Genomic DNA, 22,836 nt, shown 5'->3' with positions numbered 1-22,836 from the left:
GCCATTCTCGTCCTTGTATATTACACCTGCACCGGCATTTCGCCCATCTCCAAAACCAAAGTCCCGCCATTAATCAGATCATTGTGCGAAAACCACAGTTTGTCCAGCTTCTTCCCATTCATGAGGGCCGACTGAATATATTTCTTTGTTTTGGATGATCCTTTGGCTATCAGCGTAAACGTTTTGCCGTTGTGCATGTCAATCGTTACCTTGCTAAACACCGGACTGGTAATGGTGTACATCGGCAAACCCGGTTGCACCGGAAAAAATCCTATTGACGCAAATACTACTACCGACGACATCGACCCGCCATCTTCATCGCCGGCAACACCCAATACATTATCCTTAAAGTAAACATCCAGAATAAATCTTGTCCACTTTTGGGTCTTCCATGGGTTTTTTGTGTAGTTAAACAAATAAGGTATCTGAAACGAGCATTGGTTACCCATGGAGAACTGGCCTATCAGTGCCGTCATATCCGGAAATTTAGCATAAAATGCTGCGCGGCTTGTACCCAAGCCTTCGCGGAACATCTGATCCAATTCTGCTTCAAACTTATCCTGGCCGCCCATTAGTTCTATTAAGCCGGGTATATCGTGCGGCACTCCCCATTTATAAGTGTAGCCGTTATTTTCATTGTAATATGACTGTCCCTGCATTTTAGGGTCAATATCAACCCATTCGCCTTTGTCGTCCTTGGGCATAAATAGCATTTTGTCTTTGCTCCACAGTTTTTTGTAGTTATTGGCTTTAGGTAGATATCTTTTATAGACGTCGTTGTTACCCAACTCTTTAGCCAACTGTGCCACGGCCCAATCGTTATAACTTGCTGCAAGTGTCACAGCCACGGCCGAACGGGCGCTGCGATGAGCTTTAGCAACCGGATCAGTTTCCGGCCCACCGATACGCAGGGCAGGGTAGTAACCTTTTTCCTGATAAAAATCTTCAAGTGCTCCTTTAGGCCCATTAGTTGAGGCCAGCATGGTGGCCTGTTCGGCATTCTTGAGCATGCCTTCCAAAGCTTTTTTTGTGTCGAAATTGCGAATGCCTTTGCGATATCCATCTAAAAACATTACCGCCGAATAAAAACCAAACATACCTGGCCTATCGCCATATACTTTCGGATATTCAGGCATCCATCCGCTTTGTTCATACATATTCACGTACGATTGCAGCATATCGCCTTCTTGCTCAGGGTTTAACAAGGCGCGTAACGGGTGCTGGGCTATGTAATCGCCCCAGGTATAGTCTTCGGTATACATCGGGCGCTTATCTTCATGTACTTTATCATCGTAACCGCTGTAATATTTACCATATTCTCCAATGTCGACCATACGTACATAGCTTCGGTACAATGCTGTATAAAAAGTACGACGTTGTCCGGCTGTACCGCCTTCTACCTTAATTTGGTTGATGGTCTTTTTCCAGATAGCTTTCCCCTTCTCAGCTAATTGATCAAAGGTTATACCGGCTATTTCTTTCTCGTAGTTTTGTTTAGCCTGCTCAGGGCTAATGAATGATACTGCAAAACGAAACTCTACCTGGTTGGAATCTGATTTTGAGTAGCTCATAGCTACCTTTTGTCCATTCATCATCTTAGGCTTAGCCAACGCTCCCTGCACGGTATATTTACCCCAGTCTTTATCACCCTCAGATTTTGCACTTACCGGGCTGCCCGATATAGTGCCGTACATATAAGCTTTACCTTTTTGAGCATGTATAGCATCATTTACAAATTCAGTTCCGCTTACATTATTACCGGTTACATCATAAATTCCGTTATCGTAGCAATGGGTAAGGAGTACATGCTTTTCGACGCCGGTAGGAAAAGTAAAACGATAAATCCCACCTTTTTTACCCACTGTATTTTCAACGCGGATACCTTTCTCTATCAGCATGGTCGAGTAATACCAGGGACGACATATTTCCATATCATGATCGTAGGTTAAACGGTCATGCCAACTTGAATCTTCCAGCGGGCCTTTAGCAGGACGCACCGAAAATATAGTTTGCGGCGTAATCACATTCAACGATAACAATGGGAAACCGGTTATCTGGTCGTCCAGATAATCCTGACGGCGTGGATGCGTTCGCACCATTTGGTTAGGCAAATGTACTACTGGCCGGTTAGTGTTTAACAGCGGGGCTATATTTCCTATAGTTGGGTCGATATATTGAAGGAAGTCTTCATCAATTCGGGCCGTCTGCTGTTGCTCTTCAACTTTATCTGTTGATGCCTTAAGTTGTGTTGGCATAGCTGCTGCGGCTGCGATGAGGCCACCTGCCTGCATAAATTTACGGCGTGATAATCCGTTTTTATTTTCTTCTTTCATTTGTTAGATCCATCTTAATAATCATTAAATCACTTAATCGTGTCATCCTTTAGTCGCCTCGCGAATAGCCCGGCCGGCCCCGTCAATTAACTCTAATTTCATTTCCGAATATTTACGCGAGAGAATGACCCCATTTGCCCCTGCCTTGTAGGCGGCCATCGTGGCCTGATAAACGTCATCTGGCGATTGCTTACGGCTGTTTTTACCTACCGGGATACCAATATCAATACCCGGTAAAATAAGGCATTTGCCTTTCACACCATTTAGTGCCCGCTGCGTTTCACGGTAAACATAATCGGGCGACAAGCCGGCTTTTGGTAAATCATCATACGATGCCTCGCTCGGGCTATACCCCAATAAATGATTGTTAAACCGCATTAATTCGTCTAAGGGGATATCCTTAAACATGGTGGAATGAATGTTGCGGATAAAATGCTGATAACGCTCCCCGCCGCAGTTGTTATAAACAACTATCTTCAGGAAATCTACCTTTTTAGCCAGATCTTCGTAATCGCGTGTAGCGCGAAAGAATGGATTGAACGAGTTGACATGCTCAATATGCAAACCCACTAGCTGTTTTTTTCCTAACGCTTTTACCGCTTTGTTAACATCGTCGACGATCTGGTGCTTACCGAAATCAAACAATCTGTCCCAGGCTACTATCTCGGGATAATCCAACATAATGCGTTGAAATGCTACATAATATCCATCGCTTGGGCGTTGGTCGGCTCTGCAGGCTTTGACAAATTCGTCCAGTTTATGATAGCCTTCTTTGGTTCGCTCAAAGCTAATGCCCCGTGCTTTGGCTGCTGCCTGATGATATTCGCAAAAGCAGGTTGAGCGCGATGGGTCAACAGACCCAACCAGGTGGCTTGCCCCTAAAGCATTTAAAAGCGGGCCGTTACGTTCGTTAAAGAAAACCATACCATCCAGGTCATAGCTTGCACAGGTGTCGGTAGCCAGATCGACCCAGAATGCGCGGATATTTGGATTAAATAAACAGGTAGTTCTGGCTTTACGGCCCATCAGATCTACTTCTTTGCATTGGTCTATTCCCGGTACATCATCGCGCCATTGATCCTCAATGGTGGCAAAAACCCTCATGCCACGCTTATGTGCGCCTTTTATTACTTCGGCTACCAGATCGCGGTTACCATATTCGGGCGAGCGCGTATCTTTTAAAACGGTGTTTTGATAATATTTGGCATGTGGAATGGCATAGTTACCGCCATGATAGTTTTTATCGGGTTCCTGCGGGCCATGGTCAGGGAATAGCTGGCCTGCAACCTGTCGACCGGAAAGTCCGTCGCCGTAAGTAAAAGTATTCAGAAAAACAGTGTTTATAGCGCCGCGTTTTTGCAGAATATCTAAAACGGTGTCGACCCCCTCGTCGGCAAAGGATGCCATACCAACCTGGATAGCATTGATCATGTCTTTAGCAGGCGCTGTTGTGGCGAATGACGATAGTTTAATTAGCGGTGCACCGGTAGCTGCCAGGGTGAGTATAGCGCCGTTTTTTAGAAATGCACGGCGCGAATGGTTGCCCGCAGCACTATTGCCGGGCGACAGCATTTTAGCTTTCATACATGAGGTTAATTGGTTTATTTAAATATGCTGATTATTATCGGCATACCAAAAAACTGATGCTGTAAAAAAGCTGATACTAAGACTATTTTCGCTATATATTGTGAATGATTGTCGACATGGATTATTTAGCCAGGATACGAATCTTCATATTGCAGAACTTAACCACATCGCCATGATCCCTGCAGCAGAATGCGGCTTGTGTAACACGACGTAATCTACAGTGGATAGTTTATGAAAGCCTACAGACCATTAAACATCTTGTGGGAACCGTATGGGCATGGTGAAATAACATCTTACAACTTTACCATTCTTTATTCCAGGTTTAAATTTAGGAAAAGTTGATATTAATCTTACTGCTTCTTTATTTGCAGTTTCAGATAGAGGTTTAACTATATGGATATGGGTCAAGCTACCATCGCACTCAACCGTAAAAATAGTAAATACCAAACCCTTGTCTTCGCCCGGTTTGAGGTTTTTCTTTACGTATTCTGTCAATTCTTTTAAACCGCTGGGGTATTCAGGCTGTATATCTACGTGGTTGTAAACAGTGGTATCCTGTTGGTTTGTTTCAGCAGTTTGCGCTTTGGCTACAAAAAATGACAAGCTAAAAAAGGTAAATAAGATTAGGTTTTTCATATATACTAATATACTAATGCTCTCTCACCATCAAACTATCGGCAAAGTCGCGCAGGTATTGTTTGTTTTCTTCGGGTAAATTGATTTTTTCTAATGCTTCAAAGGCCTTCTCAGCATACTCGTGCATGGCGTTTTCAGCACACTGCTTTACTTGCACAGTATTGTAAATGCCGGTCACTGCTTCAACTTTCAACTGGCTATCAAATTCTTTGGCATTTATCCATTTATTTAATTCGGCAGTTTGTGCCTCGTCAGCCAGCTCGAGCGACTTGATAAGCAGGTAAGTCTTTTTGTTGGAGATAATGTCGCCGCCAACCTGTTTGCCAAATTTTTCCGGCGATCCATAAATGTCCAGGATATCATCCTGTAACTGGAAAGCAAGACCCAGGTTCTCGCCAAAATCAGCAATCAGCTCGGCATCCTTCATATCGGCACCGCCTAATATGGAACCTATCTTTAAAGCACCACCCAACACTACAGCGGTTTTAAGGCGGATCATGTAGATATATTCGTCTATCTTAACATCGTTGCGGGTTTCAAAATCCATATCCAGTTGCTGGCCTTCACAAACCCCTACAGCAGTGTCATTAAAGATGTCGAGAATGATGCGAAGTAATCTATCCTCCACCTGCATCATCAGCTTATAACCTTCAATCAGCATCACGTCGCCCGATAAAATAGCCGCATTCTGATTCCAGCGCTCGTGCACGGTGGTTTTACCACGACGCAACGGCGCATTGTCCATAATATCGTCATGCATCAATGTGAAATTGTGGAACACCTCGATAGCTAATGCCGGCGGCAGCGCTTTCTCAACATCGCCACCAAATAAATCGCAAGCCATGAGCAACAGGGCAGGGCGCATGCGTTTGCCGCCCATGCTTAATATATAGTAGATTGGCTCATATAATTCGGCCGGGTAGGGCGGATATTTGAGCTGGGTAACAGCATTATCAATTAACAGCTGCAAATCTTGTAGTTCTCTCATCTGTGGTATGTGGTGCATGGTTGACCAGGTGCTTGGTTCGCACTGTTTTAAACTAATCAACTCAATCCAACTTAATCAACTAAATACTAATCCTGTACTAACGAAAAATCAATTTGTTTCTTTGCCAGGTCTACGTTTTTTACGCGGATCTTCACTTCGTCACCCAAGCGGTAAACTTTCTTTTTACGCTGGCCTATTATCTGGTAATTTTTCTCGTCTAAAGTATAAAAATCATCAGAAATATCCCGCAGGCGAATCATGCCTTCGCATTTATTTTCAATAATTTCTACATACATACCCCATTCTGTTACGCCCGAAATAACACCGCTATAAACCTCGCCGATCTGATCCTGCAGAAACTCAGCCTGTTTGTATTTGACCGAAGCTCGTTCAGCGTCGGCGGCACGTTTTTCCATTTGCGAAGCGTGCTGACAAAGCTTTTCGTAATGTTCGGCATTCACTGATTGACCACCATGCAGGTAATGTTCCAGCAGTCGATGTACCATTACGTCGGGATAACGGCGGATAGGCGAGGTGAAGTGCGTGTAATGATCAAAAGCCAGCCCGTAGTGGCTGCTGGTTTTGGTGGTATAAATAGCCTTAGCCATTGAGCGAATGGCCAGGTGCGTCAACACATTTTGCTCTTTCTTGCCTTCGACATCCTCCATTAAATAATTGAGCGAGCGGGCAATCTCCTTGTCCGATTTTGTATTGATCTTATACCCAAACCGCGAAGCAAAATTGGCGAAACTGGCCAGCGCATCGGGTTTTGGCGAGTCGTGGGTGCGGTACACGAAAGTGTATTTATGCTGGCCCTTTCCTTTTTTACTGACAAACTCGGCCACCTTACGGTTGGCCAGCAACATAAAATCTTCTATAAGCTTGTGCGCGTCCTTGCGCTCTTTTATGTAAACACCGGTAGGTTTGCCCTTTTCGTCGAGTCTGAATTTAACCTCGGTTGTTTCAAAGCTAATGGCTCCGGCTTTAAATTTGCGTTCGCGCAGGATATATGCCAGTTCGTTTAGTTTTAATATTTCGTCGCGGTAGTCGCCTTCTTTGGTTTCAATAACTTGCTGTACCTCCTCATAAGTAAAGCGGCGGTTTGAGTGAATTACCGTTTTACCAAACCATTCACTAATAATGTTGGCTTTTTCGTCCAGCTCAAATAGGGCGGCAAAACAAAGCTTGTCTTCATTTGGCCTCAACGAGCATAAGCCGTTCGATAACCGTTCAGGTAGCATAGGTATCACACGGTCAACAAGGTAAACTGATGTACCGCGATCAAATGCTTCTTTATCCAAAGCAGAATCGGGGATGATGTAGTGCGATACGTCGGCAATATGCACGCCTACTTCATAATTACCATTCTCCAGTATCTTAAATGATAGGGCATCATCAAAATCCTTGGCATCAAATGGGTCTATAGTAAAAGTAGTAACATCGCGATAATCTTTGCGTTTGGCAATTTCCTGGGGAGTAATATCGTCTGCTATCGACTCAGCCTCATGTTCAACTTCGGCAGGGAATGACAATGGGAAACCATATTCGGCCAGTATCGCGTTCATTTCGGTATCGTTGTCGCCCTGAACGCCTAATATATGTTTGATGCGGCCAACCGGATTTTTCGCCTGTGCCGGCCAGTCGATAATCTCCGCTATTGCTTTGATACCGTTTTTTGCGCCGTTCAATTCAGCCATCGGGATGAAAATATCGTGCAGCATCTTACGGTCATCGGGGATAAAGAAAGCATAGTGCTCTGATAATTTTACGATACCCGTAAACTCCATCTTGGCACGTTGCAGTATTTCAATAACCTCGCCTTCTTTACGGCGGCCTTTGCTTTTGGCATAGACATACACTTTAACACGGTCGCCATTCAGGGCATTGCGCAGCTTACGCGGAGCAACGTAGATATCGTTTTCGTCCGGATCATCGGTAACTATAAATGCCGAACCATCAGTGGTCAGATCGACAGTACCTTCAATAAATGTTTTTAGTTCAATTAACTGGAATTTTCCGGGCGATACCTCTTTTAGTACCTGCTTAAATGTTTCTTCTTTTAAAATATCGTATATGGTGTCCCGGGCTTCCGGGTCGCGGACATTCAATTTAGCCGACACCTGCTTGTAGTTAAGCGGTGTATTGCCGTTTTGCTCAAAAATATCCAGCACCAATTGAGTTAGTACCTGGTTTATTGATGGGCTTTTTTTCTTATGTTTTGACATGCAGATAAATGTAATTATGCGAAGATACGGGAATATGTTCAACTTGCGATTTCTGAACGGTAGTTCTAGTATTAAACATCTAAATTTGACGTCGGTTTTTAAAACTGCGGAATAGCGTCTATCAGTCCCTTGGTGTATTCTTGCTGCGGATGATTATAGATCTGCTCGGAGTCGCCCATTTCCACGATCCTGCCTTTGTTCATGACCATCATGCGGTCGGAGATATGTTTAATGACGGACAGATCGTGCGAAATAAAAATGTAAGTCAGGTTCAGCTCCTGTTGCAATTCACGGATAAGGTTTAATACCTGCGCCTGTACCGAAACATCTAATGCAGACACCGACTCGTCGCAAATAATAAAACGCGGTTGCAAAGCCAGCGCCCTGGCTATAACCACGCGCTGCCGCTGCCCACCCGAAAACTCATGCGGGTAACGGTTAAAATGCTCAGGCAATAAATTAACGCGCTCTAAAAGTTCCGATACGTGCTTTTTTCGTTGGGTATCGTTTTGATAAAGGCGATGAACCTGTAAAGGCTCCATGATAGACTGCCCGACTGTAAGCTGTGGATTTAACGACGAATAAGGGTCCTGAAAAATGATCTGGATATCGCGGCGCATATAGCGCATGTCTGATTTATTTAAGCTGCACAGATCGGTCCCCTCAAAATAGAGGTTACCAGCTGTAGGTTCAATTAATCTTAAAATGCTCCGGCCTAAGGTGGTTTTTCCGCAGCCAGATTCGCCTACCAGGCCCAATGTCTCACCGGGATAGACTTCGAAGCTAACCTTATCAACAGCTTTGATCACTTTTTTTGACTGACCAAAAATTTCGGCTGTTACAGGGAACCAGGTACTCAGATTCTCCACCTTAAATAACGGCGCCTGGCTATACAATTTTTTATGCCGATTACTAAGTTCATCTTTAGTATATTGATATTCGCGGCGGATGTTTTCGACGCTATAGTCACCATTTATAAAATCAGCGATAACCGGCAATTTTTTTAACCTGAGTTTAACCGACGGGCGGCAGGCCAGCAAGCCTTTGGTATAAGCATGCTGCGGATTTTTAAATATTTGTTTGGCATCGCCTTGCTCAACAACGCCGCCTTTGTACATTACCAGCACACGGTCTGCTATTTCATTAATCACACCCAGGTCATGCGAAATAAAGATCAGGCTCATGCCGCGTTCGGCTTTAAGTTTTTTGAGTAGCTCGATGATGGTCTTTTGAACAGTGACATCCAGTGCGGTAGTCGGCTCGTCGGCAATCAGGATCTCCGGATTGCAGGACAGAGCCATCGCAATCATCACGCGCTGTTTTTGCCCGCCTGATAATTGGTGCGGATAATTGTCAAATATTGCATCGGGGCGGGGGAGTTGAACTTCTTTAAACAGGCTGATCGTTTGCTCACGCGCTTCGGTTTTAGACAGACCGAGATGGAGCTGTATGGCCTCGGCTACCTGGAAACCGCAGGTTAAAACCGGGTTGAGCGATGTCATGGGTTCCTGAAAAATCATGGCTATTTTGTTGCCTCTGAACGCTTGCATTTCGTCTTCAGGCAGATCAAAGATGCTGGTATCATACAGCGTTACCTTACCGGTAATGATCGACGTACTTTTATCAAGCAACCGCATTAGCGCCAATGAGGTAACCGACTTGCCCGAACCCGACTCGCCGACAATACCTACGGTTTCGCTCGCAGCTAATTGAAAAGAAATACCTTTAACAGCCTCAAATAAGCCGTCAGCCGTTTTAAATTGTATACTCAGATCATTTACCGTTAACATATTAACCAACAATGGTGATGTTTTCGTCGGCTATCAGTTCTTCGCCGCGGTAACGCCTTAATAATTGCGCAGTAGCTACAACATCTTTCTGGCAATAGGTGCAGATGCGCTCTAATTGGTGATCTTTCCAGTAAACTGATCCAACCATACTACCATCTATATCATCTTTTGGTGTAGGGATATCGAATATCGCCGCAAGTAAACTTAATGAGGTATAGCTCTTATAATCGCCGAATTTCCATAGCTCCATGGTATCCAGATGCGGAATTTCCCAGGGCTTTTTACCTGCAATATCTAATTGCTTGGGCAGGGGTAACCCGTTAATAAGCATCCGCCGGCATAAATAGGGAAAATCAAACTCTTTACCATTGTGCGCGCATAGAATTAAACTTGGCGGCTGGCCGGAAAGCATGTGTGAAAACTTTTCCAGCAGCTCCTTTTCCTCATGACCTGCAAATGATTTTACACGCAATCCGCGTGGGGAGCCGCCGGTGAAAATGCCGACTGATATACAAATGATCTTACCAAACTCGGCCCAGATACCGGCGCTTTCATAAAAGTCTTCGGCTGTTTCGTCCTTGCGCTGGCGAACGGTTTTCAAGTCCCAAAGTTTTTTTAAATGATCGGGCAGTTCGTCGTGCGTAGCATATTGCGGCACAGTTTCAATGTCCAGCACCATGAGCTGACTCAGATCGTATTGTTCAAGCATAGGGCTAATATAGCTATATGCAGTGTAATTGGGTAATTTTTGGTGTGTGGTGACAGGGGAGTGACAGAGTGTTGACAGCGACTTTAAATAGAGGCGTCATTGCGAGCAAAAGCGAGAAATCTATACACAAGCAAGCGAAAAGTAATATCGGTGTATAGATATCTCACTATCGTTCGAGGATCTGTTTATATCAATGCGCTGATTGCCCCGGTATTTCAGGCACCCCCGGATCATCAAGTACCTGCACGGCGGTGCCATCGCCAACAGATTTATAGTCATGCAGCACCCAAACCACCGTTTTATCGCGGGTAACTTCAACCAGTTGAGGCCCTTTTCCGTTTTGGCCGCGCGAAGTAAATATGGTATTGCCATTGGCCAGGCGCGTACAGCTCTGTGGTGCCGAGGTTAGTTGATATTGAGCAGGCAGATCGGTTTTACAGTTAAACTCCCAAACCGTTTCGCCCTTTTTATTTACTTCGCGGGTAAGCCAGTCTTTCTCATCAGTTATCAATGTATTGCCGTTTTTTAAACGGATAGCTGCCCAAGGGGATGAAATGTTATATCGCCATATTTCTTTAAAGTCTTTATTGTATTCGACAACCTGGTTCATGGTTAAAAACGACACCAGGTAGGTACCCTGCGCCGTAACACGCGCCCGCCTGAACTGGCCATGTATACCGGTGGGATCCGTTGGATTTTTGTATGGCAATTCGTGTTCAACTTCAACTTTACCCGTTTTAATGTTTACTATATACAGTTTAGGCGGCAGCCCGTTTACCACATACATTACCTTATCCAGGCCGATAGGCTGGCAAGCATGTACCTCGGTGTGATCCATACCGCCCGGTGTTTTAAAATCAACCTTCCATATTACTTTTTTGTCCGGCGTTATCTCGGCGATATATTTCATACGGGTAAACAGAATATTGCCGTTTGATAACATCCATACGTCATCATATTCCGGACCTTTGCCGGTTTGGTAGGTCCATATCACCTTGCCATCATTAACCAGCGACATGCGGTTGCAATTTTCGCCGACATACAGCATAGGGTGCTGCGCCAAACCGCTACCCGGCAGGTTTGCCGGTGTTTCCTCGGTCGGGCTGATCAATGAGGCCGGTTCCTCCTCGGGTGCCATTGCAGGCACGTTAGCGGCCGTAAAAAGGTTAAGCACATTCATGCAGGGCGTAGCGCTTTTTGATGCTTTGCTTTTCTTTTGCGAAAAAACAAAATTTGCCGTAGCTGCTACCATCAACAAGGCAAATAAACCGGTTTTTAATATTCTCATCATTACTGATTTTATAGGTTATGGTATTACCTGGCGTTTGCATTGATATGTGCTGCACTGCTGGTAAAGCCGCAATTTTTCTCATAATCAGGCAATTGCTGTTGCTAAAAAGCGAGTAATTATAAAAATATTTATAGCGATTTTAAAAATTGAAAAGCACGCGCTACGGTTATAATAAGCCGGAAAAGGGTTGTATCTTGCCTGTTTATAGGGAGAATTTAGTGCGGTAACGATTGCGTAGATTTTTTTAAAAAAACAATCGTCGTGCATTTCTCAACTATATATTAAATTTGATGACCGCACGCTTAAAAAGGGTATCATGAACGGGCAATTCACAACCATTGACAATAAATAAAAATAGAACTATATGAGAAAAATAATTTCATTTATGCACATATCGCTTGACGGGTTTGTAGCGGGACCGAACGGAGAAATGAATTGGATTAAGGTTGATGAAGAAATTTTTGACTATGTGGGCTATCGGATAAGCGAAACGGACGCTGCACTATATGGGCGGGCAACGTATCAGATGATGGAGAATTACTGGCCCACTGCGGGAGACGAGCCTGACGCCAGCAAACACGATATCGATCATTCAAAATGGTATAAAAAAGCTCATAAAATTGTTTTGTCAAAAACAATGAAGGGCGTGGATTTAGCCAACACAACAATTATTAGCGACAACCTTTCGGACAGAATAAACGAAATAAAACAACAGCCTGGTACAGAGATCTTGCTTTTTGGCAGCCCGACGGCAACACACTCCCTGATCAACGAGAACCTAATTGACGGCTACTGGCTATTTGTTAATCCAATTATTCTTGGACAAGGCATTCCGTTGTTTGTAGACATCAAAGATAAAGTAAAACTAAAACTATTGACTACCCGGCAATTTGCTTGCGGCGTAACTGAACTGAACTACACAGTGGATAGGTAACAAGGAAACCGAAACAACAGACCACGATGTTGTGATTAGAAAATTTGACGCACAAGTTGTTGGTAGCAACATCAATAACGGTGGTAGGGGGTGTCCTGCTCAGGCTCTTGAAGTATGGCGGCAAAGGCAAATGAACGCTTTGCAATCCAGCGCTCACGCTTCGGGAGCCTCAGGCCGACACCTCTTTTTCAGCGTTTCCGGGTGTTCCATTTAGATGTTTCATCTCATTTGGTCAAAAAGTTAAAAAATAATAGTTAAATTGTTTATTTACAGTTACTTATATATCGCCAGTTAAAGTATTACTACTGTTTCAAAGTGTTTCACGCTGTTTTCATAAACACCTCATTTATAATAATTTAAGATGTAAAAGTGTTTCAAGTGTTCCAAAGTGTTTCACTTTTTTGTGAAACACCTGTAGCCGAAAAAGCTGCATATTCAGCTTCAGAAAATGGCCTTTTCCAACCAACCTTAGCAGGGTGCCTTAGCCGGGATCGCTTTATTTCCGCAAGATCTTATCCATCGTCCTGCCTTTTGCTAATTCGTCAATCAGCTTATCTAAATAGCGGATTTGCTGCATTAGTTTGTCCTCAATTTCTTCCACGCGATAGCCGCAAATTACCCCCGTAATTTTTGAAACATTTGGATTTATTTGTGGTGCCTGTGCAAAGAAGGTTTCGAAATCGGTTTTATCGTCGATATGCTTTTGTAGGGTTTGCTTATCATATCCGGTCAGCCAAAATATGATATCATCTACCTCCGCTTTGGTGCGACCCTTTCTCTCCGCTTTGTTAATATACAGCGGGTAAACACTCGCAAAAGACATTCTGTATACTCTTGAATTATCCATCTTACCTAATTGGATAGAGACGCAATATCTGAAAAAACACTTAAAAACAAAAACCGCCTCTAAGGCAATTAGAGGCGGTTTTTAAAATCAAGTGACCCCAAAGGTACAAATGTCGAACTCTTTTATTGATGATGTAAAGAAAATTGTGGCATTAAAAGAAAAGAAATTAGAACGATAATAGCTTAAAGATTTAAGTTTCTGTAGAACGCTCCTCTAATGAAATAATGACGGTAATTTTTGGATAAATAAAATCAGAAACGATATTTAGAGTTACTTTTTCAGGTGTTTAGCCATTGACGCGTAGAAAATACTTTTATGGTTTCGAACTTGGCCATTAATTTGTTGGTGCGCCATTATTAAACTTGCCCTTTTGGTGTATGAAAAATAATTGCTTCCTGATTTAATGGAAATTTTCTTGAATATGAAAGAATAAAAACCTTGCTCGGTTTTTACAAGCATCTTTCGTTTCCTATATACTTTCTCTTTATTGAGATTTACATTATTGTATATCTTCCTCAACTGTCTCGGAAATATAGCCGGGTTACTATGCGAACTTTCATTAATTTTGAGCGCCCGACCAGCTTTTCGCCTTACAGATGAAATCATCCTTCTGTAGTATTTAGCCAAATTTGCCGACTTTATTAATGTTCGGTAACCATAAAATTCAAAACCTAAATAGGTTAATGGCTTTCCAACCTTTATTTTACCCCCTGAGATAAGAGTAGAGGTAATCCTGTTAATCCGTGGGCTGATTTGTTCATATTGAAAGAGGTATTTTTCTGTTTTATCCTCGCTTATTTCAACATTGCTGTCCTTAATTTCATTTAGGATAAACTTTTCGATGTCGTCTGCTTCATTAGGTTTACAAACAATCATAATATCATCAGAATACCGCCTGTAAAAGCCGTCGGAATTGTTGACGATCTTATCTAAAATCGCCTTATCAAATTCCAAAAGATATAAATTAGCCAACACCGCACTGATTGGTAATCCTTGGGGGATGCCTACAGGCCGGTTGTCTTTCATGAACGGATGTTTATAAACTTTAAGTGTTTTGTTTTTTATGGCCTTTTTAAAGTCATCAATTGAAGAAAAAAAAGCCTCTATTCCCTCATATTTTCTTATTGAAGCAAGCTTTTTTTCATCAAAGCCACTTCGTCTGCCTGTTTTTGACGGATTTATTCTTAGCTCGTCCTTTAAGATATATCTAAAATTGGTTGCTGCATTGAAAACATTAAAGTGGGCAGGGTCCAGCTTTTCCACTTTTAGTAAATCGCACCACGCTTTTTTCAACTTCTGATGATTGAGTTCGCTAAAAAAACTTTTGATATCAAACATTAACACTACGCAGCCATCAACTGAACGTTTTTTTATTTCTTCAAACGCTTCGTGAGCAAAATGTATAGTGCTTTTCCCTGGAAGTTCCTCATCTTCTTCGTTATCAGGATCATCAACTTCTATCTTCCTATATGCGATAACACAGTCTGTCAGTCCAGGATAATTTTGTAATTCGACTTCGTATAGCTTTAAAAGTTTTTCCGCATAACATCCGTAAATTAACGCATCGATATGGGTAGCATAATGTAGCGGCCTTAATTTAGCCGTTTTTTTATATTCGTCACCTTTTTTGTAAGAATGTGCGCGTCCAACACCATTGGGGATTTTCTTGAATTTACGTTCCTTAATAACGGAGTGGATTAGCGGAAAGAATCCGTGTTCAGCAACAAAGGTTTCATCATGAACCTTAGTGTATATTTCAGCGTACCTTTTATAAACGTCAATTTTAGGCGTGATATGTAGATAGCCCCTGCCTTTTAACCAAGGTGGTCTTTCACTAAATGGGGGGATCATAATAAAAAGCCTTGCAGCGCGGTGTAACGGATTTTGTTGATAAACATACTTACTTAACGGTAAAGCCAGCACCCAATAACTGAGTCACACTATTTTTTCCAAATGTAACACACGGATTAATATTTCACTTAACAACAACACTAATGCTATTGATAACCTACCTATTTATACGTATATTTGTAGTCTGCTGTATTAGCACTATAGAACATATTATAGCTCATTCAATTATTCAGCTACTCCGGGGAGCAGTTGAAGGCTTGAAGGCTCTAACTGGTCAAATAGAGGCCATACATAACAATCTCTTACCTGTTATCCTCTTCATATAACAGTAAATATTTCAGTATCAGAAATCTTAACTGAAATATTTTGCGGCTTAACTAAATGTCTATCGTCCTCAAGCTGCAAGGCAACTACAAATATAACAAACTTGTTGCAATAATTATTTAAGTTTACGAATGGAATCTAAATTTTTTAGCATTGGTGACATTGTAACCCTAAAGGTGCATCCTTATAGTAATGGTAGTACAGAAATCATCATTAGTGGCGATCATGTTATGTTACCCCCATTAATGGTAATTGCCGAAATTTATAAAAGTAAACAAAGTTTTTCCGGGGTTAAATCGGATACATATAAATATAGATGTACCTGGTTTTCACCTAAGCCATATAAGTTTATTTTTGCAGAAATTGATGAAGATGATTTAAAGCTCATACTTAAGTCTACGTCAACCATTAACAGAAATTATCTAAAAAGGGGAGATAAAATTGCTTTTAAAACTGCTTCGATTGAACTTGGCAAAAAGAAATCATCACTCAATTATGAAGATAATTCAGTAAACGCTGGAGTGGGAAGAACAGTCATTAATTCTTTATTATCATTCTTACCACCCGTCTTACAATTGGTTGATATTGAGCCTCACAAATCAAAACATGCATTAACCGATAAAAAACTAATTCCAATACGCAACGTGTCTGCCCTTGACGTAAAAGTTAATCTTTTTGATCCCACCGATGATAAAATATCGGGTTATACTTTACCCTTAGAAGCGTTGGAACTTATAGAAGAAGTAGAAGAAACAACTTTTTTAGCCCTTTCGCAGGTAATAAAGCGTTCAGGATTTGTAAATATCAAAACGGAGAAAACAGAAACACTGGCAAAGCCGAGGAATATCGCTTATCGCGGTGGCTATTACTTTTTAAGAGCATATGATTATCTGTCAAATAAAGTAGAAGAATTTGATATAGTTCAGGCAACAACCTTTGCTAAGATAAAAAGTCCTTTTATTGCGGAAGTACCCAAATTTGATATAGTTCACAAACCCGAAGCGGCCACTCCAGAATTTATTGCAACAGAAATAGCAGACGCAATTAAAGATGCGCTGGCAAGTCTTTCATACATTAGAATCAAGTATAAAAATCGTAACGACCAATTATCCCATCGCACTTTAAAAAATTATAACATTATAAACGTAAAGGAAGGTTCTTTCGATGTTACTTACCTGGTAGGGTATTGTTTATTGAGGCAAGATAACAGGAGTTTTAGAGTTGATCGTATTCAAAGTTTACAAAAATTAGATTTATCGTTTAAGTAGATTTTAGAAACTTTCCGCCCCGCAAGGGGCCGCCCGGAATTTTGGGTTAAATAAGGGGGATTGCTCCCCCTTATTGATTAGTTAAAATTTAACACTCTGTTACCATTTTTTGCAAAATCAGCGCATAGGTTAAATGTAGTTTGGCTCTTTTGCAAGCCTGTACCGTACATGATAGATTTGAATTTACTTTCTTCGTCCTTGAAATTGCGAACATTTTGAAAATAGCCTGTTACCGCATTGTATGCGCCAAACAGTGTGCCTTTGGTGGTATCTACCTGTTGGTTGGGGCTGGTCATAGCATAGTCAAATACACTACTTACCATATTGTTAAAATGGCTTGACAGTTCATCCGTTTTACCCGCCTTTAACTTTTCGTAGGTTTCTCGATTGGGTGTCATTGCAACTTGTATTAGCTTTTTTAATTCGGGGTCTGTTATCCGAACCCTTGACCAACGATTAAATACGGCTTCCAGTTCCACCGATAGTTGATTAGTAATACCGAGCATTTTATGTGCTTCTTTTAGTTTATCAGTTGCGCTTGCGGTGTGCCTTATTTTTATACAATTAACGTGATTGTTCAAAGCGGCATTAAGCGTATTCTGACATACTACCCGCACGGGTGTAAATGCAATAGTAATGCTCCCCGTGCCATCGTGCGAAGTGGTGAGAAATAAATATTTCTCAATGCAATCTTTCCTGCCGACCTTAATATAATCGGGTAATTTAGCGGTAATAAAAATACGCTCACCGTTGCCTAATGCCCCTGCGGTTTCATATAAGATGCCGTCTTTGTTTCCTACAATACTATCAAAAAAGGTAAAAGCATCTACATTTTGCACAATCTCGTAATCTTTACCAACTACGCCTAAAACCTGCTCGGTATCTGTGCGAACAGTTGCATAAAAGTTAGGTACTTCAATTTCGGGGATAATAATATCCGTATCGGCGTTACCTGTAAAGTTTTCTGTATCATAGGTAAACAAGGGGCGTTTTTCAACAGCATAATTTAACCCCGCGTATTTAATCGCTTCGGCGCTTGTCGGGTAATCGCTGATGATTTGCCCTAAACCATGCCAGGCTTTTTCCTTTACGCTGAAAAAACTATGTTTTTCAGTCTGCTCGTTATAATTGATGTTGTGTGCCATTGTCTTTAAGATTTTAAATTATACTGCATTATTGTTAGGTCCTCGATTTTCACGTTTTCCGTGTCGGTAACGAGGCAAACCGCCTGTTGCTGTAATTCGTTTATGGCGTCATGTACCTTGACATGCGTATGGTTAATAACCACTTTCACCAATAAAAAAATGGTGTCCGTCATGGCTTCACGAATTATAATAGTTGGTAAATTCAGCCAGTTCAAATTGAAAAGCTGCGGGGTTATCTATTGTTAACTGTTGTGCATAGCCTTTCCAAAATATTTGGTCGGTTAATTCGATGAAAATTTCTAACATTGTCTTAGCTTATTAAGATTTAACCATCTTAGCAAAACGCCCTATGTACTGCGAATACATAGGGCGTTGCCATTGTTAACTTATGCGGGTATTACTATACTTGCTTCCACCTCTGCCAGTTTGTCGATACAAAGCTGTTTAACTTCCTGTGCGACATAGGCGATAATGAAAGGGTTTTTAGTTACAAACTCGTTGCCGTCATCATCGGAAATAACCAACTCGCAACGTGCAAAACGGCTATCGCTTGCCATATCGTCTTTATCATCACTTTGGGCAATGGTAAAGCTGTCGATATTGCCAATCGTGTTTTCCAGTTTAGTTTTTTGCGCAATCTTTTTGCCCAATACTTCCACGATTTTTACCGTTTCGGCTAACTTGCGTTCCTGCTGTGCCTGAAACTGCTCTTTAATTTCCTTTTTGCTCGGCTCGGCTTGTGGCTTTGCTTCTTCGCCCTGTTTCAATTCTTCGGCTTTTGGGGCTTCTGAAACGTTAGCGGGTTGGTTATCCACGGTAGCGGTGCTATCGGTCTTTGCCTCGGAAGTTTTGGCTTCCTCACCCTGCGAAGTTTGGGCAGGTGTTTTGTCCTTGCCAGCTTCATCTTTTGCTTCCTTTCCTGTCAGGTTTGGGCGAATGTTAGTTTTTGCTGTTTCCTTTTTAGTGGTGGCTGTACCTTGTACTGCACCGTTCTTTACTTCCTTGTTATTCATGATTTCTAATTTTTAAATGTTTTATTATTCTCTTACTTCTCCTGTGATGGTCTGCGGTCTGCGCCGTTCCCACTGTGGTGGTGCCCTGTCGTTTTGTGTTTCCATAATCTGTCCGAATTACTTTTTTTAATCAGCCCCGTCGGCAAGAGCCTCCGGTGGCTTTTTGTAAGCACCCTCACCTGAACACGGCGGGCTGAAGGACAAGACTTTGCGGAAAAAAATACTACCCCCGAGCGAAGCGAGGGGTGTGGAGATTTTTTTCCAGCAAACCCGTAGGGCACCGGTCTTGGCATTTCAGTCCCGCCGTTCAGAAATTTGCTTGCGAAAAAGCCAATGGAGAAAATGGAATGAGATAAAAGGAGTTATAAAGTAGCCTCAAAAAATCCTGGCGGTTTGGGCGATGCGCCAGCGAGGCCCAAATCGCCAGGTGTTTTAAAATGCAGTGAAGCTGCTGAGGAACGATGCGGCTGGAACTGCTGACTTAAAAAAACACTCAAATTCGATTAATTATCTATTTTTATAAAATATTCTTTATGAACATTTTATAAAAGTCCATTCAACCACCTAATCAGTTATTAATGCCTCGACCGTTTAAATCCGATTTAGTTCTTGAAGAAAAGATTTCTGCCCCAACATTAAAAGCATATTATGTAGGGTTCGATCAGAAAAAGTTCAGAATACAGCCATTGGTTGATGTAATAAGAAATGTTATTCCTGAATTTGCTTTAGGCTATCACTGTAGTGAACAAGTACATTTAACGGAAATCATTGAACGTTTAAAAGAGGCGGCTGAAACGGTTTATATGACCGATAAATACCAAACGAGAGGTGAATTTGGCGAGTTGATTTTACACTTATTGCTAAGAGATTTTCACAATACAATCCCACTTATCTCTAAAATATTTTTTAAAGACTCACATAATGTTCCCGCACATGGTTTCGACGGTGTACAAATAAGTATAAATGGAAATGAAAAAAAGTTATGGCTTGGCGAATCTAAACTTTACAAATCAGGTTCCGGTGGAATTAAGGATCTGGCAAAGGACATTACGAAGCATGTAAACGCTGATTATCTCCGCAGGGAGTTTAGTTTGATCTCAAAAAAATTACCTAATAATATACCAGAGATAGAACACTGGAGAGATTTGATGGATAAACATCAGCGGCTTGATGTAATATTCTCCAGCATTGTAATCCCGATGGTATGTACTTATAATAGTAATCTATTTAACACCCACGATGACAACACTCCTCAATGTTTAAACGATTTTATAACGGAATGGAATTTATTAAATGATGAATTTGTAAGGTTAAAAGGTTCAATTAATGTAGAAATAATTTTGATGCTTTTGCCAGTTCCTGATAAAGATGTGCTAAATACTGAACTTGATACGCGGCTTAAATTAATGCAGAAAATATGACCTTTCAAAACGCTACCGATGCAGTAAAATTCATTTCAGAATCACAATTTATCGATTATGATGAAAGCTTCGATTTATCGAAATTCTGTGCGAAGTTGCTTAGAAACAAAGCGGAAGAAAGGTATGGCCGTGATATTGTAATTCGTGTGCGTGATGCCTGGTCAAAATTACAGGAAAACACAAAGCCCATTTGGAATGATTTAACTGAGGCTGCGGGACTATACCCATATATTGATACAGAAAATTTATCCATTAGCGGGTTATTACGTTATGAATATCATAAGTCTCCTTTTATAAACGATGTGTTTCTACATGAAGAACAGCAGTATCTTTCTGTTGAACTTCAAAGTAAAAAAGCGGTTGTTGTAAGCGCACCAACGAGTTTTGGCAAAAGTTTGCTAATTGAAGAAATTGTTGCCAGTCGTTTATACAAACAAATTGTTATCATCCAACCTACACTCGCGTTATTAGATGAGACTCGAAAAAAATTATTAAAATACAGGGATAGTTATAAGATCATTGTTTCTACGAACCAAACGCCTGACGGCGATAAGCGTAACATATTTCTTTTTACCGGGGAGCGGGTAGTTGAATATGAGCATTTTGAAAATATCGATTTTTTTGTAATTGATGAATTTTATAAACTAAGCCTTGATCGAGACGATGACCGGGCGATAGCATTAAATCAAGCATTTAATAGGTTGCTTAAATTTACCAATAAGTTTTATTTACTTGGCCCGATGGTCAGGAATATTCCATTGTCATTCAAAGAAAAATTTGATCTGACTTGGTTCCCGACGGATTTTTCTACCGTTGCGGTTGATGAGAGTAGCCTTGAAATCATCGGAAAGGTCAAAGCCACAGAAAAGAAACAATTAAAAAAAGATAGTTTATTTAATTTTTTATCAGCCCTAAACGATCAGACATTAATTTATTGCTCTTCCCCCAATAAGGCCACAACATTGGGAATTGAATTTAGGTCAGAACTAACAACAAAGGAAGTAGATATTGGAATTGTGAACTTAAATGATAATGCGGATATTCTTGAATGGATAAGTCAAAATATTAATCCTAAATGGTCATTAATTGACGCCATTAATTCTGGTGTTGCATTTCATCACGGAGCATTACCGAGACATCTCGGCAGTTCAATAGTTGATGCTTTTAACAATGGGTCGATCAGATGGCTTTTTTGTACCTCCACATTAATAGAGGGGGTTAACACTTCTGCTAAGAATGTTGTTTTATACGATAAAGAAAAAGGAACAAAACAAATAGACTTCTTTGACTATAAAAACATTGCCGGTCGATCTGGACGTATGAATAAACATTTTATAGGAAATGTTATTCGATTTGAGAAGCAGCCAGATCAGATGGAGTTATTCGTTGATATTCCTTTATTTGACCAAGAAAATGCGCCTTTGGAAATTCTTATTGCATTAGATGATGCCGACATTGACAAAAATGTGAAGCACAAATTGGACGCTTTTAATAATCTTGATGACAGTCTAAAAGCTGTTCTCCGAAAAAACTCAAGTATAAATATTGACGGTCAATTAAAAATCATACAAATTCTTGAAAGTAATTTAAGCCAATACCGTTATCTGCTAAATTGGACGGCATATCCAACTTACGACCAAATTTTATTGGTTATACAGTTGGCTTGGGACAATCTATTAAGACCAGGTGAAAATAAGGCAGATATTAGAAGTGCGGCGCATTTAGCGGTACTTACAATAAAATATAGTCAACTTAAATCGGTATCAGCTTTAATAAACGATATTATCAATGACCCTTTTTACATAGAGCGATACCCAGATCAGCAGACAAGAATAAACACAATGGCTTTTTTTATATTGAATATCACAAGACATTGGTTTGACTATAAACTACCAAAGTGGATTTCCGTTATCTCTGACTTACAGGAATATGTATTAAAAAAGAGCAACATACCTTTTGGGAATTATTCGTTTTTTGCAAGTTCATTGGAGCATACTTTTTTGCCCCCTAATTTGGCAGCTTTAATGGAATATGACATACCTGTATCTGCAATAAATAAGCTTGGTAGGTTCCTTAATCAAGATTTAAGTTCAGAGGTTTTAATTAATCAATGTAATAATCTGACCGATGAGGTATTGAAAAGCAGGGGTTTAATAAATTATGAAATTAAAAAAATCAGGAATGCCTTTTAAATGTTTCCTGGTAAACGAAAAAGGAGCCTGATCAAAATCAGGCTCCCTCTAAATAGTTTTAAATACGAAGTTATTTTGCGTTTTTCTTTTCGATAACAGCAGTGCGTACTTCTTGCGCGGTTGCTTTTAATTGCTGCATCGTATTACGAAGCCTTGTTCCTGCGGCGTTGTTGCCCTTAGTAAAAAATTTGTCGGCATCAGCTTCTGCCGAGGCGATCAGTTCCTTTAATTTTGCGATTTGTTCCATAAAATGATAATTTAAAAGTGACTAATTATTGTTCG

At 41.0% G+C, this 22,836-nt stretch carries 18 protein-coding genes; 4 read left to right on the top strand and 14 right to left on the bottom strand.

From position 1 onward, the window contains the following. Positions 1-20 precede the first annotated feature (20 nt). The 8 genes from ABD772_RS05645 to ABD772_RS05610 form a co-directional block, all read right to left on the bottom strand. Entirely contained in the window at positions 21-2,333 is a 2,313-nt protein-coding gene (locus tag ABD772_RS05645) for a GH92 family glycosyl hydrolase (protein ID WP_345101617.1), read from the bottom strand. Positions 2,334-2,375: 42 nt separating this feature from the next. After that, the gene (locus ABD772_RS05640) at positions 2,376-3,917 is read right to left on the bottom strand and encodes an alpha-amylase family protein (RefSeq protein WP_345101615.1); all 1,542 of its coding nucleotides are present in this window, start codon (positions 3,915-3,917) and stop codon (positions 2,376-2,378) included. A gap of 252 nt (positions 3,918-4,169) precedes the next feature. Continuing rightward, entirely contained in the window at positions 4,170-4,556 is a 387-nt protein-coding gene (locus tag ABD772_RS05635) for an energy transducer TonB (RefSeq protein ID WP_345101612.1), read from the bottom strand. A gap of 13 nt (positions 4,557-4,569) precedes the next feature. Beyond that, positions 4,570-5,544, bottom strand: a complete 975-nt coding sequence (locus ABD772_RS05630; RefSeq protein WP_345101610.1) for a polyprenyl synthetase family protein — start codon at positions 5,542-5,544, stop codon at positions 4,570-4,572. 86 nt (positions 5,545-5,630) lie between these two features. After that, complete coding sequence (rnr, locus tag ABD772_RS05625) at positions 5,631-7,769, bottom strand: ribonuclease R (RefSeq protein ID WP_345101608.1); 2,139 nt, start codon at positions 7,767-7,769, stop codon at positions 5,631-5,633. A 98-nt stretch (positions 7,770-7,867) separates the two neighbouring features. After that, complete coding sequence (locus ABD772_RS05620; RefSeq protein ID WP_345101606.1) at positions 7,868-9,559, bottom strand: ABC transporter ATP-binding protein; 1,692 nt, start codon at positions 9,557-9,559, stop codon at positions 7,868-7,870. A gap of 1 nt (position 9,560) precedes the next feature. After that, entirely contained in the window at positions 9,561-10,268 is a 708-nt protein-coding gene (locus ABD772_RS05615; protein WP_345101604.1) for a 3'-5' exonuclease, read from the bottom strand. 190 nt (positions 10,269-10,458) lie between these two features. Beyond that, a complete protein-coding gene (locus tag ABD772_RS05610; protein WP_345101601.1) occupies positions 10,459-11,559 on the bottom strand; it encodes a beta-propeller domain-containing protein in 1,101 nt (366 codons plus the stop codon). A gap of 364 nt (positions 11,560-11,923) precedes the next feature. Here ABD772_RS05610 and ABD772_RS05605 point away from each other — a divergent pair, with 364 nt between their 5' ends. After that, a complete protein-coding gene (locus tag ABD772_RS05605) occupies positions 11,924-12,493 on the top strand; it encodes a dihydrofolate reductase family protein (protein ID WP_345101599.1) in 570 nt (189 codons plus the stop codon). A gap of 496 nt (positions 12,494-12,989) precedes the next feature. Here ABD772_RS05605 and ABD772_RS05600 read toward each other — a convergent pair whose 3' ends face one another. Beyond that, on the bottom strand, positions 12,990-13,340 hold the full coding sequence (locus tag ABD772_RS05600) for a DUF2200 domain-containing protein (RefSeq protein WP_345101597.1): 351 nt from the start codon (positions 13,338-13,340) through the stop codon (positions 12,990-12,992). A 270-nt stretch (positions 13,341-13,610) separates the two neighbouring features. Next, the gene (locus tag ABD772_RS05595; protein WP_345101595.1) at positions 13,611-15,263 is read right to left on the bottom strand and encodes a reverse transcriptase domain-containing protein; all 1,653 of its coding nucleotides are present in this window, start codon (positions 15,261-15,263) and stop codon (positions 13,611-13,613) included. Positions 15,264-15,646: 383 nt separating this feature from the next. Between ABD772_RS05595 and ABD772_RS05590 the strand changes: the two genes are divergently transcribed. Then, complete coding sequence (locus tag ABD772_RS05590; RefSeq protein WP_345101593.1) at positions 15,647-16,783, top strand: WYL domain-containing protein; 1,137 nt, start codon at positions 15,647-15,649, stop codon at positions 16,781-16,783. A gap of 77 nt (positions 16,784-16,860) precedes the next feature. Here the strand turns inward: ABD772_RS05590 and ABD772_RS05585 are convergent, their stop codons facing one another. The 3 genes from ABD772_RS05585 to ABD772_RS05575 all read right to left on the bottom strand — a co-directional run bounded on the left by ABD772_RS05585 (position 16,861) and on the right by ABD772_RS05575 (position 18,941). Beyond that, positions 16,861-17,928 (bottom strand): DUF932 domain-containing protein, encoded by a 1,068-nt coding sequence (locus ABD772_RS05585; RefSeq protein WP_345101591.1) that lies wholly within the window; start codon positions 17,926-17,928, stop codon positions 16,861-16,863. A 177-nt stretch (positions 17,929-18,105) separates the two neighbouring features. Further along, positions 18,106-18,234 carry a hypothetical protein gene (locus tag ABD772_RS05580; protein WP_345101589.1) on the bottom strand — a complete coding sequence of 43 codons (129 nt, stop codon included), beginning with the start codon at positions 18,232-18,234 and terminating at the stop codon, positions 18,106-18,108. 80 nt (positions 18,235-18,314) lie between these two features. Next, entirely contained in the window at positions 18,315-18,941 is a 627-nt protein-coding gene (locus ABD772_RS05575) for a hypothetical protein (protein ID WP_345101587.1), read from the bottom strand. 578 nt (positions 18,942-19,519) lie between these two features. Between ABD772_RS05575 and ABD772_RS05570 the strand changes: the two genes are divergently transcribed. Both ABD772_RS05570 and ABD772_RS05565 read left to right on the top strand, forming a co-directional pair. Further along, positions 19,520-20,362, top strand: coding sequence for a HamA C-terminal domain-containing protein (locus ABD772_RS05570; protein WP_345101585.1), 843 nt, complete (start codon positions 19,520-19,522; stop codon positions 20,360-20,362). Then, on the top strand, positions 20,359-22,554 hold the full coding sequence (locus ABD772_RS05565; protein WP_345101583.1) for a DEAD/DEAH box helicase: 2,196 nt from the start codon (positions 20,359-20,361) through the stop codon (positions 22,552-22,554). The genes ABD772_RS05570 and ABD772_RS05565 overlap by 4 nt, the downstream gene beginning before the upstream one ends. A 70-nt stretch (positions 22,555-22,624) precedes the next feature. Here the strand turns inward: ABD772_RS05565 and ABD772_RS05560 are convergent, their stop codons facing one another. Further along, complete coding sequence (locus ABD772_RS05560; RefSeq protein WP_345101581.1) at positions 22,625-22,801, bottom strand: histone H1; 177 nt, start codon at positions 22,799-22,801, stop codon at positions 22,625-22,627. Between the last annotated feature and the right edge of the window lie 35 nt (positions 22,802-22,836).

The organism is Mucilaginibacter panaciglaebae, from assembly GCF_039539265.1.
GTDB lineage: Bacteria > Bacteroidota > Bacteroidia > Sphingobacteriales > Sphingobacteriaceae > Mucilaginibacter > Mucilaginibacter panaciglaebae.
This window is presented reverse-complemented; position numbering and strand designations above follow the sequence as displayed.

Bases quoted from the DNA above. Each gene is read 5' to 3' on its own strand.
- ABD772_RS05645 (WP_345101617.1), bottom strand. From the start codon at position 2,333: ATGAAAGAAGAAAATAAAAACGGATTATCACGCCGTAAATTTATGCAG.
- ABD772_RS05640 (WP_345101615.1), bottom strand. From the start codon at position 3,917: ATGAAAGCTAAAATGCTGTCGCCCGGCAATAGTGCTGCGGGCAACCAT.
- ABD772_RS05635 (WP_345101612.1), bottom strand. From the start codon at position 4,556: ATGAAAAACCTAATCTTATTTACCTTTTTTAGCTTGTCATTTTTTGTA.
- ABD772_RS05630 (WP_345101610.1), bottom strand. From the start codon at position 5,544: ATGAGAGAACTACAAGATTTGCAGCTGTTAATTGATAATGCTGTTACC.
- rnr (WP_345101608.1), bottom strand. From the start codon at position 7,769: ATGTCAAAACATAAGAAAAAAAGCCCATCAATAAACCAGGTACTAACT.
- ABD772_RS05620 (WP_345101606.1), bottom strand. From the start codon at position 9,559: ATGTTAACGGTAAATGATCTGAGTATACAATTTAAAACGGCTGACGGC.
- ABD772_RS05615 (WP_345101604.1), bottom strand. From the start codon at position 10,268: ATGCTTGAACAATACGATCTGAGTCAGCTCATGGTGCTGGACATTGAA.
- ABD772_RS05610 (WP_345101601.1), bottom strand. From the start codon at position 11,559: ATGATGAGAATATTAAAAACCGGTTTATTTGCCTTGTTGATGGTAGCA.
- ABD772_RS05605 (WP_345101599.1), top strand. From the start codon at position 11,924: ATGAGAAAAATAATTTCATTTATGCACATATCGCTTGACGGGTTTGTA.
- ABD772_RS05600 (WP_345101597.1), bottom strand. From the start codon at position 13,340: ATGGATAATTCAAGAGTATACAGAATGTCTTTTGCGAGTGTTTACCCG.
- ABD772_RS05590 (WP_345101593.1), top strand. From the start codon at position 15,647: ATGGAATCTAAATTTTTTAGCATTGGTGACATTGTAACCCTAAAGGTG.
- ABD772_RS05585 (WP_345101591.1), bottom strand. From the start codon at position 17,928: ATGGCACACAACATCAATTATAACGAGCAGACTGAAAAACATAGTTTT.
- ABD772_RS05580 (WP_345101589.1), bottom strand. From the start codon at position 18,234: ATGTTAGAAATTTTCATCGAATTAACCGACCAAATATTTTGGAAAGGC.
- ABD772_RS05575 (WP_345101587.1), bottom strand. From the start codon at position 18,941: ATGAATAACAAGGAAGTAAAGAACGGTGCAGTACAAGGTACAGCCACC.
- ABD772_RS05570 (WP_345101585.1), top strand. From the start codon at position 19,520: ATGCCTCGACCGTTTAAATCCGATTTAGTTCTTGAAGAAAAGATTTCT.
- ABD772_RS05565 (WP_345101583.1), top strand. From the start codon at position 20,359: ATGACCTTTCAAAACGCTACCGATGCAGTAAAATTCATTTCAGAATCA.
- ABD772_RS05560 (WP_345101581.1), bottom strand. From the start codon at position 22,801: ATGGAACAAATCGCAAAATTAAAGGAACTGATCGCCTCGGCAGAAGCT.